General features: G+C 59.1%; 15 protein-coding genes. 12 read left to right on the top strand and 3 right to left on the bottom strand.

The features are described from left to right. The first annotated feature begins 112 nt into the window (after nucleotides 1-112). The 4 genes from cimA to V7730_RS07945 are packed head-to-tail and all read left to right on the top strand — an operon-like array spanning nucleotide 113 to nucleotide 4,187. Nucleotides 113-1,741: a citramalate synthase gene (gene cimA / locus V7730_RS07960; RefSeq protein WP_335747067.1), complete on the top strand. Its 1,629-nt coding sequence runs from the start codon at nucleotides 113-115 to the stop codon at nucleotides 1,739-1,741. Continuing rightward, nucleotides 1,731-2,708 carry an alpha/beta hydrolase gene (locus tag V7730_RS07955; RefSeq protein WP_335747066.1) on the top strand — a complete coding sequence of 326 codons (978 nt, stop codon included), beginning with the start codon at nucleotides 1,731-1,733 and terminating at the stop codon, nucleotides 2,706-2,708. The genes cimA and V7730_RS07955 overlap by 11 nt, the downstream gene beginning before the upstream one ends. Beyond that, on the top strand, nucleotides 2,698-3,426 hold the full coding sequence (locus V7730_RS07950; RefSeq protein WP_335747065.1) for a class I SAM-dependent methyltransferase: 729 nt from the start codon (nucleotides 2,698-2,700) through the stop codon (nucleotides 3,424-3,426). Before V7730_RS07955 ends, V7730_RS07950 begins: the two co-directional genes overlap by 11 nt. Then, entirely contained in the window at nucleotides 3,423-4,187 is a 765-nt protein-coding gene (locus V7730_RS07945; RefSeq protein ID WP_335747064.1) for a squalene/phytoene synthase family protein, read from the top strand. Before V7730_RS07950 ends, V7730_RS07945 begins: the two co-directional genes overlap by 4 nt. Here the strand turns inward: V7730_RS07945 and V7730_RS07940 are convergent. After that, a complete protein-coding gene (locus V7730_RS07940) occupies nucleotides 4,171-5,457 on the bottom strand; it encodes an MFS transporter (protein ID WP_335747063.1) in 1,287 nt (428 codons plus the stop codon). The genes V7730_RS07945 and V7730_RS07940 overlap by 17 nt on opposite strands. Nucleotides 5,458-5,567: 110 nt before the next feature. On the opposite strand from V7730_RS07940, the gene V7730_RS07935 reads away from it, so the two are divergent. The 5 genes from V7730_RS07935 (at nucleotide 5,568) to V7730_RS07915 (ending at nucleotide 9,728) form a co-directional block, all read left to right on the top strand. Next, nucleotides 5,568-6,311 (top strand): precorrin-6A/cobalt-precorrin-6A reductase, encoded by a 744-nt coding sequence (locus tag V7730_RS07935; RefSeq protein WP_335747062.1) that lies wholly within the window; start codon nucleotides 5,568-5,570, stop codon nucleotides 6,309-6,311. Continuing rightward, nucleotides 6,308-6,934 carry a DNA-3-methyladenine glycosylase family protein gene (locus V7730_RS07930; protein WP_335747061.1) on the top strand — a complete coding sequence of 209 codons (627 nt, stop codon included), beginning with the start codon at nucleotides 6,308-6,310 and terminating at the stop codon, nucleotides 6,932-6,934. Before V7730_RS07935 ends, V7730_RS07930 begins: the two co-directional genes overlap by 4 nt. Next, a complete protein-coding gene (locus V7730_RS07925; RefSeq protein ID WP_335747060.1) occupies nucleotides 6,931-7,596 on the top strand; it encodes an alpha/beta hydrolase in 666 nt (221 codons plus the stop codon). The genes V7730_RS07930 and V7730_RS07925 overlap by 4 nt, the downstream gene beginning before the upstream one ends. Before the next feature lie 129 nt (nucleotides 7,597-7,725). Next, nucleotides 7,726-8,310 (top strand): HNH endonuclease, encoded by a 585-nt coding sequence (locus tag V7730_RS07920; RefSeq protein WP_335747118.1) that lies wholly within the window; start codon nucleotides 7,726-7,728, stop codon nucleotides 8,308-8,310. Nucleotides 8,311-8,492: 182 nt separating this feature from the next. Next, on the top strand, nucleotides 8,493-9,728 hold the full coding sequence (locus V7730_RS07915) for an MFS transporter (RefSeq protein ID WP_335747059.1): 1,236 nt from the start codon (nucleotides 8,493-8,495) through the stop codon (nucleotides 9,726-9,728). Here V7730_RS07915 and xth read toward each other — a convergent pair. Both xth and V7730_RS07905 read right to left on the bottom strand, forming a co-directional pair. Next, nucleotides 9,725-10,534 (bottom strand): exodeoxyribonuclease III, encoded by an 810-nt coding sequence (gene xth, locus V7730_RS07910; RefSeq protein WP_335747058.1) that lies wholly within the window; start codon nucleotides 10,532-10,534, stop codon nucleotides 9,725-9,727. The genes V7730_RS07915 and xth overlap by 4 nt on opposite strands. Before the next feature lie 124 nt (nucleotides 10,535-10,658). Continuing rightward, nucleotides 10,659-10,982 carry a HesB/IscA family protein gene (locus tag V7730_RS07905; RefSeq protein WP_335747057.1) on the bottom strand — a complete coding sequence of 108 codons (324 nt, stop codon included), beginning with the start codon at nucleotides 10,980-10,982 and terminating at the stop codon, nucleotides 10,659-10,661. A 95-nt stretch (nucleotides 10,983-11,077) separates the two neighbouring features. Between V7730_RS07905 and V7730_RS07900 the strand changes: the two genes are divergently transcribed. Genes V7730_RS07900 through argS form a run of 3 tightly spaced genes read left to right on the top strand, consistent with a single transcriptional unit; the run spans nucleotide 11,078 to nucleotide 14,669 of the window. Beyond that, the gene (locus V7730_RS07900; RefSeq protein WP_335747056.1) at nucleotides 11,078-12,256 is read left to right on the top strand and encodes a deoxyguanosinetriphosphate triphosphohydrolase; all 1,179 of its coding nucleotides are present in this window, start codon (nucleotides 11,078-11,080) and stop codon (nucleotides 12,254-12,256) included. A 3-nt stretch (nucleotides 12,257-12,259) separates the two neighbouring features. Continuing rightward, nucleotides 12,260-12,865: a hypothetical protein gene (locus tag V7730_RS07895; RefSeq protein ID WP_335747055.1), complete on the top strand. Its 606-nt coding sequence runs from the start codon at nucleotides 12,260-12,262 to the stop codon at nucleotides 12,863-12,865. Between the two features lie 58 nt (nucleotides 12,866-12,923). Beyond that, complete coding sequence (gene argS, locus V7730_RS07890) at nucleotides 12,924-14,669, top strand: arginine--tRNA ligase (RefSeq protein ID WP_335747117.1); 1,746 nt, start codon at nucleotides 12,924-12,926, stop codon at nucleotides 14,667-14,669. Nucleotides 14,670-14,733: the final 64 nt, after the last annotated feature.

Raw genomic sequence — 14,733 nt, 5'->3', positions numbered from 1 at the left:
CACCACAGACCTGTGCTCGGCCGCGGGGGGGGCTTGCCCCCGCCCGGGGGGGCGGCCGGGGACGGGTCGCGCAAACTGCACGGCCTAAGAAAGAGAAAAAGGCGACCGCATCATGACCAAACAACGCCTCTCCCTCTACGACACCACTCTGCGTGACGGGCAGCAAACCCAAGGGGTGCAATTCTCTACCGAGGAAAAACTGATCATCGCAAAGGCGCTGGATGCGCTGGGCGTGGATTATATTGAGGGCGGCTGGCCAGGGGCGAACCCGACAGACTCAGCATTCTTTGACGAAGCTCCACAAACCCGCGCCCGCATGACCGCCTTTGGCATGACCAAACGCAACGGCATGTCTGCAGAGAATGACGATGTGCTGGCCGCCGTGATGAACGCCAACACCGCTAGCGTCTGTCTGGTTGGCAAAACCCACGAATTTCACGTAAAAACTGCGCTGGGCATCACGCTGCCAGAAAACATCGAGAATATCGCAAAGTCCATCGCCCATCTGGTCGCTCAAGGGCGCGAAGCGCTGTTTGACGCGGAACACTTCTTTGACGGCTACAAATCGGATCCTGCTTATGCGTTGGAGGCGATCCGCACGGCCTATGACGCCGGTGCGCGCTGGATTGTGCTGTGTGACACCAATGGCGGCACGCTGCCCGCCGAAGTGGGGCGCATCACGGCCGAGGTGATTGCTTCTGGTATCAGCGGTGACCGTATGGGCATCCACACCCACGACGATACAGAGAACGCCGTGGCCTGTACGCTGGCTGCTGTAGACGCAGGTGCGCGGCAAATTCAAGGCACGCTCAACGGTTTGGGCGAGCGGTGCGGCAACGCCAATCTGACAACCCTCATCCCTATCCTGAAGCTCAAGGAACCCTACGCCAGCCTGTATGAGACAGGCGTGAGCGACGAGGCGCTGCAAGGGCTCACACGCACGTCTCGGATGCTGGACGAAATCCTGAACCGAGTGCCGATGAAGCAGGCGGGTTTTGTCGGCTCTTCTGCCTTTGCGCATAAGGCGGGGCTGCACGCCAGCGCGATCCTCAAAGACCCCAGCACGTATGAGCATATCGACCCCGCGCGGGTCGGCAATGCGCGGATCATCCCGATGTCCAATCAGGCGGGCCAGTCCAACCTGCGCCGCCGTCTGGCCAGTGCCGGACTTGAGGTTGAAAAGGGCGATCCGGCGCTTGCCGTTATCCTTGATGAGGTCAAGGCGCGGGAGGCGGAAGGCTATAGCTATGACACCGCACAGGCGAGCTTTGAGCTGCTAGCACGTAATGTGCTGGGCCAGATGCCTGAGTTGTTCGAAGTGAAACGCTACCGCGTGACCGTTGAGCGGCGCAAAAACAAGTATAACCAGATGATCAGCCTGTCAGAGGCTGTGGTGGTGGTAAAGGTGGACGGTGAAAAACGTCTGTCGGTTTCCGAGAGCATGGACGAGACTGGCAGCGACCGTGGGCCCGTTAACGCGCTCAGCAAGGCGCTGGTCAAGGATTTGGGCCAGTATTCGGCGCTGCTGGAAGACTGGCGGCTGGTCGATTTCAAGGTGCGTATCACCCAGGGCGGCACCGAGGCGGTGACCCGCGTCATCATCGACAGCGAAGACGCGCAGGGGCGGCGCTGGTCCACCGTGGGTGTATCAGCCAACATCGTCGATGCGTCTTTCGAGGCGCTGTTGGATGCGATCCGGTGGAAGCTGATCCGCGATATGGACGTGAAGAGTGCTGGTTAAGATTTTGAAATACATAATCATTGCGATTGTCGTCGCGCTACTCGTTGCGGTGGCGCTTGTGTTCTCGCAGCGCTCCAAACAGCTGAGCGGCGAAGGTGGGCTCGATTTTGGCGGTCAGCTTACCGCAGGGCGCGATAATCCCGCGCCATTACAGTCGTTGCCGATGCGCGACGGGTACCCTTTGCAAGTACGCACCTATGGCGGCGCGGACAATGTGCCACTGTTCGTTTTGGTGCATGGCTCCGGTTGGAATGGTTTGCAATTTGATAGCCTTGCCAGCGGCTTGTCCGGCGTAGCTGATGTGATTGTTCCAGACTTGCGGGGGCACGGCATTGCACCGGCGCGGCGTGGAGATGTTGATTACATCGGCCAGCTTGAGGATGATCTTGCCGAGCTCATCAAGGCTGTCGCAAAGCCGGGTCAGCAGGTTATCATGGGTGGTCACAGTTCGGGTGGCGGGCTAGTCGTGCGCTTTGCAGGCGGGACGCATGGTGATCTGCTGGACGGAGCCGTGCTGCTTGCGCCGTTTCTAAAGCATAACGCGCCGACCATGCGCGAAAACGTGGGTGGCTGGACGCATGTCCTAACCCGCCGGATCATCGGGTTGAGCATTCTCAACACCTTCCGCATTACGGCGCTTAACCATCTTCCGGTAGTCCAGTTCAACATGCCGCGCGCGGTATTGGACGGACCTTTGGGCGACACGGCAACAACGGCCTATTCCTACCGGCTCAATACCTCATATGCACCGCGCAGCAGGTATTTGCAGGACGTGGCTGCGCTTCCGCCATTCATTCTACTGGCTGGCAACGCAGATGAGGCATTTGACGCATCGCAATACGCGCCTACCATGGGAAACGTGACCGATAAGGGCCGCTATGACATGCTGCTCGGGGCAACCCACCTTGATCTGGTCGACGACCCGCGCACCCAAGCGATTATCAAAGGATTTCTCAATGAGTTCTGAAGCCGCAATGGAAGCGTTTTTTAAGCTACACCGAGATCTGCCGCGCGAAGGGCCGGGCGAGGCGCAGGACTTGGCATGGGCTGCGTCTTTGCTTGATTTGCCGAATCGCGCGCGGCTGGCAGATGTGGCTTGTGGACCCGGTGGCGATATCGCTGCCTTGTTAAATATAGCGCCTGAGGGGCACGTCACAGCGCTTGATGCGACGCCTCATTTCGTGGAGGCCGCCCGCGCCATGTGGCGCGAGCATGACCGCGTGACCGTTCTAAAGGCCGACATGAAGGTGATTGCAAACCGGTATGATCTGATCTGGTGCGCCGGTGCGGTCTATTTCATGGGGGTGGAGGCGGCGTTGCGTGCATGGCGCAAATCCCTGCTGCCTGACGGCGCCATCGCATTTTCCGAGGCGTGCTGGTTCACCGATGAGCCGTCAGCGCGCGCCAAGGCGCTGTGGGATCGCGAATATCCTGCCATGCAGGACACGGCGGGCATTACCGCACAGATTACCGCTGCCGGCTATGAAGTGGTAGATCAGCGCCGCCTGTCCGATGCGGCATGGGAGGCGTATTTTACTCCTCTGGACGCGCGGATCGCGGCCCTGCGAACTAAGGCTGACGCGGCGCTCCGTGCATTGATGGACGAGGCGGAAGAAGAGGCCGCCTGCTGGCGCGCGCACCATGATGAATACGGTTATCTGCTCAGCGTGGTGCGTCCGACGTGAGCTGGTCTGATGATCTGAACGCTTGCGCCGCAATCGTAGAGCGGGGCGATCCGCTGCGATTTCACACGGCGATGCTGGCCCCCGTGGCACAGCGCGCAGCACTCTTTGTGCTTTACGCCTTCAACGTGGAAGTGAGTCGCGCCCCGTGGGTGACCCAAGAGGCGATGATCGCGGAGATGCGTCTGCAGTGGTGGCGCGATGTGCTGGAAGAGATCGCCAAAGGCGGTTCCGTCCGTCGACATGAGGTCGCAACGCCCTTGGCAGATCTCATAAGCCCCGAGCAGGCGACTTTGCTAGACGAACTCGTGGCCGCGCGCCGCTGGGATATTTACCGCGATCCCTTCGAGGACGCGGCTGACCTTGAGCGTTATATCAATCAGACGGCTGGGCATCTAATGTGGGTGGCTGCCTCTGTTTTGGGGCAGGCCGCGGAGGCGGCGGTTCGCGATGCGGCCCGTGCGGCTGGCATTGGCGCATGGCTGCGTGCAATTCCCGCGCTTGAGGCCGCTGGGCGGGTTCCGCTGTTGGACGGCACACCTTCAGGTGTCTCTGATCTGGCGCAAAGCGGCTTGGATGCATTGGCGCGGGCGCGCAAGGGCAGGGCGTCTGTTCCGCGCGCTTGTGCTCCGGCGATGCTTCCTGCAACAGCGGCTGAACCTGCTTTGAAGCAGGCACGCAGCACTCCGCAGGCAGTGGTTGAGGGGCAACTGCCCGATGTCGGGCTAGGCTTTACCTTGCGGGCCGCTATTGCCCGTTGGTAGCCACGGTGCGCCGGTCGTGCAGCATCAGCCACAGCAGCGCGCCCCCTGCAAGGATCAGGAACGGGATCATCGCGTAGTTGACTGCGGTCCATCCTGCCTGAGCTGTCCCACCAGAACAGTTCATCAAACCGCCAGAGGCGAGCGATGCAAATGTCACGCCGCCGAACACCAATAGATCGTTGAGGCCCTGCATCCGTCCGCGTTCATGCGGCGCATGTGCGCCTGCCAGCATTGAAGTGGCTCCGATAAAGCCGAAGTTCCAGCCGATACCCAGCAGGATCAGCGCGATAAAGAAGTTCTCAAGCCGCACACCTTGCAGGGCCACCAGACCGGCTGCGGCAAGGATCAGCAGGCCCGTGCCGATGATCTTTTCCACGCCGAACTTATTGATCAGATGGCCGGTAAAGAACGATGGCGCGAACATCGCCAGCACGTGGCCAGTTACCACAAAACCTGCGATGATTTTGAACAGGGCTGATGTTTCCTCGCCCGAGAAAAGATCAGCAATGAACGGCGGCACCGATGTGTCACCGGCAATGCCACAGCCCACCACGGCCAGTGGGGTTGATGTCATCACGAGGTTCATCAGTGCGTAAGAAACCATGGCACAGATCACCGCCACCGCGATACGCGGGGTGCGCAACAGCTCCGTTCGGCTGCGCCCACGCGGGGCGTCAACAGAGGGGACTGGCGGTTTTGGGATGTCGATGAAGAAAAACAGCAATGAACCGAATATATTTAGTACCGCCACAGCGATATAAGTGCCGAAAAACGGGATCGCTGACAGGCTAAGCGATGTGGCTGACGCAAGTTGCGGCCCGATAATGGCTGAGACCAGACCGCCTGCCATGACGTATGAAATGGCCTTTGGGCGGTATTCCTCAGAGGCGGTATCAGCGGCGGCAAAGCGGTAAAAGCCTTGGGCAGACATATAGATCCCTGTCAGGAAAGAGCCTGCAAGGAAGATAGGGAAAGAGGACACAAAAAGCCCGTAAGCCGCGATCAGCGCGCCGGATGCACCACCGGCTGCTCCCAAAAAGAAGCCCACGCGGCGGCCATAACGTTGCATAATCGCAGAGACCGGCGTGGCCGACAGCATAGAGCCCAGAACAATCATCGAAATCGGCAGGGTCGCAAAACAGATGTTGCTTGCCAGCGACTGTCCCGCAAGCCCGCCGACCAGAAAAATCATCGGCATCTGAGAGCCCAAAATGGCCTGAGCCATAACCAGAATGGTTACGTTGCGCCGTGCGCGTGTGTCATCAATCATCGTAATCTTCCCATGCAATGCGTTATCGCTACTCTCGCGACGGGGGGGAGGCAACCCCTTGGAGACACGCCGCTCTTGCGCCTGCGGGCTGTGCAGCTAAAGCTATCAGGATGACAGAGGTTAAGAAAATTTTGCTTCTTGCGGGCAGTTTTGAGGCGCGGCTCGTGGCCGAAGCGTTAACTGCGCGCGGCGTGCCCTATGACGCATGGCTTAGCGAAGCACCGCGCGGTGCGGCGCCGATGCCGCAAATACCGCTCTTGCGGCGCTTCGACTCGCAAGCGCAAATGCAGGAGGCAATTGCGCAGGGTGGCTATACCGCCGTGCTGGACGCAAGCCATGTGTTTGACCGGACGGTGACGCATCTGGCATATGCCGCCGCGCGTGCGCTGGGATTGCCCTATCTTCGATTGGAGCGTCCGGCATGGGAGACTGCCGACCACCCCCGCTGGCGCAGCGCTGCAAGTCCCGCTGACGCCAATGCCATGATCCTCGACGGTGCGCAGGTGTTCTGTGCCACGGGTTGGGACAGTCTGCCTGCCTTTGCTAATTTTCGTGGTGCGAGGCTTTTGCTGCGCCAGTCGCGTCGGCATACGCGTCCCGCACCTTACCCGCACGTCGAGCTGGTGTTTGGCGATCCACCCTTCAGCGCCGTGCAGGAAGAAGCGCTTTTTACCCGTCTGGGTGTAGACCTGCTGATCTGCCGCAATATTGGCGGCGCTGCCAGCCGCCCCAAACTGGATGCCGCCCGCGCGTTGGATCTGGATGTAATCCTGATAGAGCGGCCACCAACGCCTGACGGTTTGGAGCAGGTCGCAGAGATTGATGCGGCAATCGCTTGGGGCACTGCACAGTGACGGCCTTTATCACCAATGACGCCGATGTGGCGGAGGGGGCTGCATGGCTTGCACTAGCCGAACCTCGCTTTGCTAGTGCTTTAGATGCGACGGGCCCTCTGCCGCTACGCCTTGCTCCGGGCGGGTTTGCCGCGCTTTTCAACAAGATTGTTAGCCAGCAGGTTTCGGTCGCCTCGGCGCGCGCGATTTGGGGTAGGGTAGAACTGGCGGGGCTTATCACTCCGCAAGCGGTGGCAGCGGCCAGTGAGGAGGACCTCAAATCAGTTGGCCTTAGTCGGCCAAAGATGAAATATGCCCGCGCTTTGGCCGCGGCCGAAATCGACTATGACGCGCTGCGCCATGCACCGGATTCGCAAGTGATCGAAACACTCACGTCTGTGTCGGGCATTGGCGTCTGGACGGCACAGGTCTATGCGATGTTCAATTTGGGGCGCGCGGATGTCTTTGCGCCGGGCGATCTTGCTCAGCAAGAGGCGGCGCGGATGCTGTTTGATTTGCCCGCCCGACCCACGGCGAAAACGCTCGAAGAGATGTCTTTGGCTTGGTCCCCTTGGAGGGCAGTTGCAGCCCGTCTTTTGTTCACTTACTACCGTGTTGCAAAAGATCGGGAAGGAATAACATGACACGAGTCCTCAATTCGGAACGCCGCGAACCTCTTTCGGGTGAGACCCACTCGGTGGTGGTGTTCCTGCATGGCTACGGCGCCAATGGTGCTGACCTGCTGGGCCTTGCCGATCCTCTGGCAGAGCATTTGCCCGATACCCTGTTTGTTGCCCCTGATGCGCCCGAAAGCGTGGCAGGTATGCCAAACGGCTACCAATGGTTTCCGATCCCGTGGATTGATGGCTCCTCCGAGGAGGAAAGCGAACGGGGTATGGCGCAGGCGATAGAAGACCTGAACGCCTATCTGGATGCGCTGATGGTGGATGAGGACGTTCTGCCAGAACAGGTCGTCCTGTTCGGTTTCTCCCAAGGCACTATGATGTCCCTGCATGTCGCCGCCCGCCGCGAGGATGAGGTCGCTGGTGTGGTGGCTTTCTCTGGCCGTCTGCTGTCGCCCGAAAGCCTCAAGGACGAGGCCGTATCGCGCCCGCCTATCCTGCTGATCCACGGGGATATCGATGATGTAGTGCCGCCGGAATCGCTGCCGCAGGCCGCCGAAGCGCTGCAAGAGGCTGGCTGGACAGACGTTTATGCGCATATCATGGAGGGCACCGCCCATGGTATTGCGCCGGACGGGCTGTCTGTCGCGCTGGCATTTATGCGCGATAAGCTGAACCTTTAGGCCGATTTCCGTCAAATCACTGTAACATTCCCGCGCTAGCCTCCCTGCGACATCTTGTGGTCACGAGAGGCTTGCCAGCTTCAATGCACGAGATATAGTCATTTCAAACGGTAAGAGGGTGGCGTGCAGATGGTCGGCGATTTCAGAACCGAATTTACGCGAAGTCCGGCGGGGTTGAAAAATAGACCCGCCTTGGTGCTCAATGCGGATTATCGCCCGCTGAGCTACTATCCGCTGTCGTTGTGGTCCTGGCAGGATGCGGTAAAGGCCAAATACCTTGATAGGGTGGATATCGTGGCGGAGTATGACGATTGCGTCCATTCCCCCACCACCACACTGCGCATACCGTCGGTTGTTGTGCTCAAAGACTATGTAAAACCTCAAAAGCGCGTGGCCTTCACGCGCTTTAATTTATTTTTGAGGGATGAATTTCGCTGTCAGTATTGTGGGGCACGCGGGGATCTGACCTTTGACCATGTGGTGCCACGCGCCAGTGGCGGGGTGACCAGTTGGCAAAATGTGGTTGCGGCCTGTAGTCCGTGCAACTTGCGCAAAGGATCCAAGGTGCTGCACCAGACCGGCTTTTCGCTGCGCAAACCACCGCGCCAGCCCGCCTCAGAGGAATTACGCAACACAGGCCGCAAATTCCCGCCCGGCCATCTGCACGACAGCTGGATGGATTTTCTCTACTGGGATGCTGAACTACAGGCATAACACGCGCAAATATTAGCCTTGAAGACCAACACTCTGATCTCGCGAAATAGCGTGATGCCATAGAGCAACCGAACTGAGCCGCGCGGCATATATTTGTCATTTGCGGCAACTGGCGTCGTGAAAGGCACAGACTTCGCAATTTGCGGGTCTAGGCTCCGCGTAGCTAAGCCGGAAATAGTCCCATGTTTGAACGTCGAATTCCCGAATGGTTGCGTCATGCGCCGGCACCCTCCGTACGCGGCTTTGCGATCCTTGCCGGGTTCGAGGCGGTGATCCGTGGCATATTAATCTCGGTCTTTCCGGTGGCGATGCTGGATGCGCTAGGGGATGTGGCGCGGGTAAGCTCGGTATATTTTATGATCGGACTAACATCGTTGGTGGCGGGGCTGCTGGTGCCTTTTCTAAACCGCTTCATTCCGCGTCGCTGGATGTATTTGATCGGAGCGTCGGGGTATGTATTGGGCTGTAGTGCGGCGATGGTGGGCACACCGGCCCTGATGGTGACGGGCCTTGTGTTCAACTCCATCGCCACGGTGACAACCTTTGTGTGCTTCAACTCTTACGTGCTTGATTACATCGCGCGGGTCGAGCTGGGTCGGTGTGAGACGCTGAGGCTGTTCTATTCTGCACTTGGGTGGACGGTCGGGCCATTTGCGGGTGTGCTTTTGTGGGGCTGGTGGCCACCTGCACCCTTTCTGATCTCGATCACCGCTGCGTTGATAATGATGGCAGCGTTTTTCTATATGCGCATGGGCAACGGCAAGCTTATCACCCGCGCGAAAAAGCCGCCTCCCAATCCGCTGGCCTTCTTGCGCAGGTTCTTCCAGCAGCCGCGTCTTGTCGCTGGCTGGTTGTTTGCTGTTATCCGTTCCTGCGGTTGGTGGGCCTATATCGTCTATCTGCCGATCTACGCGGTAGAAAACGGGCTGGGCGAGCAGTTGGGCGGAGCTGCGCTGTCAATCACCAACGGCGCGTTGTTTCTGACACCGTTGATGCTGCGTTGGATACAGGCTCGATCTATCCGCCAATCGGTCCGCACAGGCTTTTTCGTATGCGCAGTGCTGTTCGGGTTGGCGGGATTGGTGCCGCTGACACCATGGTTGATCGTTGCGCTGGTTTTCGCGGCGAGCTTCTTTCTAATCTTGCTGGATATATGCGGGGGCTTGCCCTTCCTGATGGCGGTCAAGCCGTCCGAGCGTACAGAGATGTCTGCGGTCTATTCGTCGTACCGCGATGTATCGGGGATCGCCACGCCGGGGATGGCGTGGCTGGTGCTGCTGGTCTCTCCGATCACCGGCATTTTCGCCTTGGCGGGGGCGGCGTGTTTGCTGGCGTGGTCATTGGCAGGTAACTTGCACCCCCGCCTGGGGGAGGCCCGCCTTAGACCCGTAAGCGATGACGCCATAGCACCAACTTAAAGGTCGAGATCAACCCAGACAGGCACGTGATCGGACGGCTTGTCATAGCCGCGAATGTCCTTGTCGATCTGGCAGTCGCGCAGGCGGTCGGCTGTGTAGGGGCACAGCAGGAAGTGATCAATACGGATGCCGTTGTTACGGTTCCACGCGCCAGCCTGATAATCCCAAAAGCTGTAGTGGCCGGGCCCTTGGGTGCGGGCGCGGAATGCCTCGGTCAGGCCAAGGTTCAGCAGTTGCCGCCATTTTTCACGGGATTCGGGCCGAAACAGGGCATCGTCGCGCCAGCTGTCCGGTTTGGCCGCATCTTCGGCTTGGGGAATGATGTTGTAATCACCCGCCATAAGGAAGGGCGTCTCATCGGCTAGCAACTCTTGCGCGCGGGCGCGCAGGCGGTCCACCCACGCCAGCTTGTAGGCGAATTTGCCACCCGCTACGGGGGTTCCGTCGTCTTCAAGCTCTACAGGGTTGCCATTGGGCAGGTAGAGCCCGCACAGGCGCACAGAATGGCTGTCACCAATCACTGTCGCCTCGATATAGCGGGCCTGTTCGTCGGCGTCATCGCCAGGCAGACCGCGTGTGACGTCTTCGAGCGGCAGCTTGGAGAGAATGCCAACCCCGTTAAAGGACTTCTGGCCGTGGACCTCCACGTTATAGCCCCGTTCTTCGAATACCTCGCGCGGGAAGGCCTCGTCGACGGATTTGATCTCTTGCATCAGCACCACATCGGGTTGGGCTGCATCCAGCCAGTCAGGCAGCGCGTTGATGCGTGCCTTGATGCCGTTGATGTTGAATGTTGCGATTTTCATTGGGGCAGGGCTCCTTTGGCGGGGATGCCCATGCTATCGCCCAATTGGCGGGGCAGGGCAAGCAGGCCGCACTGAAACCAGCCTTATTGGGCGATAGCGATTTGGGGCGTGCATCGCTAAACCATTACATTGAGAAAGACGTACCACAGCCGCAAGAAGAGCTGGCGTTCGGGTTGTCGATCACAAAGCGTGCCCCGATCAGTTCTTCGGTGAAATCAATCACAGCGTTGGACAGGAATGGCAGAGAGATGCTGTCAACGACAACACGCTCTCCGGCGCCTTCCAGCACCAGATCATCGTCCTTGGCCTCATCCAGAGCAATCTCGTACTGGAAACCCGAACAGCCGCCACCCTCTACGGCTACGCGCAGGGATTTGCCGTCTGTTGCGGCGCCGATCTCGGACAAGCGGGCAAAGGCGCGCTCGGTCACTTTTGGGGGCAGGTTCATCTTGGGTCTCCGCAGTGTGTTTCCATTGGGCCTTATGCGTAATATAGAAACTGACAAAGCGTGGTACAAGCGCTGTGTCAAAGGAGACCTGCCAGATGCGTGCATCCTTCGCCTCCGATCCAGACCTCGCCCGTGGCCGGCGTGTACACGAACAAGAGAGCAGCTTCCGCTCCTGCTTCCAGCGTGACCGTGACCGGATCATCCATTCCAGTGCCTTTCGTCGGCTTAAACACAAGACGCAAGTCTTCGTTGAGCATGAGGGTGATTACTATCGCACGCGGCTGACCCATTCGATCGAAGTGGCGCAGGTGGCGCGCACCATCGCTGGGGCGCTTTATCTGAATGTGGAGCTGACCGAGGCGGTAGCGCTTGCCCATGATCTGGGACATCCTCCCTTTGGCCACACCGGAGAGGATGCGCTGCACGCGTTGATGGAGCCTTACGGTGGCTTTGACCACAACGCGCAGGCGATCAAGATCGTCACCTCGTTGGAGCGGCACTATGCGGATTTTGACGGGCTGAACCTTACATGGGAAACGCTGGAGGGCATCGCCAAGCATAACGGCCCCGTAGTGGGTGAACTGCCGCAAGCACTTGCCGACTACAACGCGCAGCATGATCTGGAGCTGCATACCCACGCCAGTGCAGAAGCACAGGTGGCAGCCCTTGCGGATGATATCGCCTACAACAACCATGACCTGCATGATGGCTTGCGCGCGGGCCTTTTTAACGATGAAGATATTGCGGTACTTTCGTTGGTCGGGGCGGCCTATGCAGAGGTCGACGCGCTTTATCTCGATCTGGACCCGTACCGCCGCCGCCATGAGGCGCTGCGCCGTGTGTTCGGGGTGATGGTCTCTGATGTGATAGAGACGTCGCGCCATGCGCTTGTCCTCGCGGATGCCAAAGATGCGCAGGCGATCCGCCTTCTGGGGCATCCGGTGATCCGCTTCTCTGACACGATGTGGCAGCAACTTGGGGAGATCCGGCGCTTTCTGTTCACCCGTATGTACCGCGCGCCCGCTGTCATGAAGATACGCGCCGAGGTGACAGGCGTGGTCGAAAGTTTGTTCCGGCTGTTTTTGGAGCAGCCTGCGCTGATGCCCGCCGATTGGGCAAATTCTATTGCTGCAGCTGGTACAGATCGTACAATGCTTGCACGGATTGTGGCTGACTACATTGCCGGCATGACCGACCGTTTTGCGCTTCAGGAACATGAGCGCTTGATCGGCGATACGCCGCGTGCAGGTGGCCACCCGACGATGAGGGGATGAAAAATGCTTGATACTGAAAAACAAACCACAAAAAAGCCTGCGCTGATTCTGCAAGGCAAACGGATCATGGTGCTGGGCGCGTGCTGCAGCTTTGGGCGTAGCATGGCGCGTGCGCTTGCTGCCTCTGGTGCTCAGGTGGTGGTGGCCGACAGCGATACCGAAAGCCTTAGCCAGATAGGTGGGGTTGTGCCGATCACGCTCAAAGGCACCCCCGACGAGGCGCTGCGCCGGATTGGCCGTGCATGGGGAGAGGCGCGTCTGGATGCCGTGCTCAACCTGATGCCGCTGCGCCATTCTGACAAGATTGACCTGAATATCGCAGTGCTGCAGGGCATCGTGCAAGGATTTATGCCGGCGCTGGGCGCGCGTGACGGACAGATCGTCAGTGTTGTTGCACGTCCCGAGCAGCCCTTGGATGTGGCCACCGGCGCTATGGCGCCTGCGCTGCTGTCGGCACAAGCTGCCTTAGCCCACGCGCTGCGCCGCGACGGCATCCGCCTTAACCTGATCAACGTCGGCGAGAACGCCGTGAGGCCTGCGCGCACCGCCGTGGTGGGGCTTTTGTCCGGAACGCTTGGATCAGTGAGTGGATCAGAACTGCGGCTTTGATTGACGCGGGGCGCTCAGGTGGTACATGGAAACCGACGATTACCCTGAGAGCACCAAAATGAACCTTTTTGCCGATATTCGTACCCTTGTTGTGAGCGCGCTTGACGCGATGGTAGCCGCTGGCGATCTGCCCGCCGGTCTGTCCACCGATAATGTCACGGCAGAGCCGCCACGAGACGCGGCACACGGCGATATGGCCACCAACGCAGCCATGGTGCTGGCCAAGCCTGCCGGCATGAAGCTGCGCGATATTGCTGAAAAGCTTGCGGCATTGCTGGTGGTAGATCCACGCATCACCAGCGCCGAAGTTGCTGGTCCCGGCTTTTTGAACCTGCGGCTCGCGCCATCTGTCTGGCAGGGTGTTGCGCAAGATGTGCTTGCGAATGGCACGGACTATGGCCGTGGCACGCTGGGTGCTGGCAAACGCGTGAACGTTGAATATGTCTCGGCCAACCCTACTGGCCCGCTGCACGTGGGTCACACCCGTGGTGCTGTGTTTGGCGATGCGCTGGCAAGCTTGTTGGCCTACGCCGGCTGGGATGTGACCCGTGAATATGTGATCAACGACGGTGGCAACCAAATCGACGCGCTCGCGCGGTCTGTTTACCTGCGCTACCTTGAGGCGCACGGGCAGGAGGTCGCCTTTCCTGATGGCACTTATCCTGGCGATTACCTCATCCCCGTCGGTGAAAAACTGAAGGCTGAAGTCGGCGAGAAATATATCGGTCAGCCCGAAGAAGTTTGGCTCGACCCGATCCGCAACTTTGCCACGGACGAGATGATGGAGCTGATCCGTGAGGATCTTGCTCTGCTTGGTGTGAAGATGGACCGGTTCTTCTCGGAAAAATCTTTGTACAACACTGGCAAGATCGAAGCCTGCCTGCAAAAGCTCGATGATATGGGGCTGATCTATACCGGCACGCTGGAGCCGCCAAAAGGCAAGCTGCCCGACGATTGGGAAGCGCGCGAGCAGACCCTGTTCAAATCAACCGATTTTGGCGATGACCAAGACCGCCCGATTAAAAAGAACGATGGTGCATGGACGTATTTCGCACCTGACATCGCTTATCATAACGACAAGGTCGAGCGTGGCTATGACGCGCTGATCAACGTCTTTGGCGCCGATCACGGTGGCTACGTCAAGCGGATGAAAGCGGCTGTGCATGCTTTGTCGGGGGGTAAGGTGCCGCTCGATATCAAGTTGACGCAGCTAGTGAAGCTGTTCAAGAACGGCGAAGAATTCAAGATGTCCAAGCGTGCAGGAAACTTTGTCACGCTGCGCGACCTGATTGATGAGGTCGGCAGTGATGTGACCCGTTTCGTCATGCTCACGCGCAAGAACGATGCGCCGCTGGATTTCGACTTTTCCAAGGTGATGGAGCAGTCACGCGAGAACCCTGTTTTCTACGTTCAATACGCCCATGCACGGGTCGCCAGCGTTATGCGCAAAGCCGCTGAGGCAGGCATCGACGTGAGCGATGCTGCCCTGAAGGCGGCGGACCTGAGCAAGCTGGACCATCCTGCAGAGCTGGCGTTGTTGCGCAAAGTGGCAGAATGGCCGCGCCTGATCGAAACCGCTGCGCGCAGCAATGAGCCGCACCGCGTCGCCTTCTATCTGTATGAACTTGCGGGGGATTTGCACGGCTTCTGGAATTTGGGCAATGCCGATACAAGTCTGCGCTTCATTCAAGAGGACGATCCTGCAACATCGCAAGCGAAAATCGCCCTTGCGCGGGCGGTAGCGATTGTAATTGCAGCCGGCTTGGGTATCCTCGGCGTAACTCCTGCGGAAGAAATGCGTTAAGCGGCCGCTGCAGGGCACAGGCAACCAACATAAGATCCGTGCGGCAATGTACTGCGCGGGCTGA

Source organism: Sulfitobacter sp. (assembly GCF_036961165.1).
Taxonomy (GTDB): Bacteria; Pseudomonadota; Alphaproteobacteria; order Rhodobacterales; family Rhodobacteraceae; genus Sulfitobacter.
This window is presented reverse-complemented; position numbering and strand designations above follow the sequence as displayed.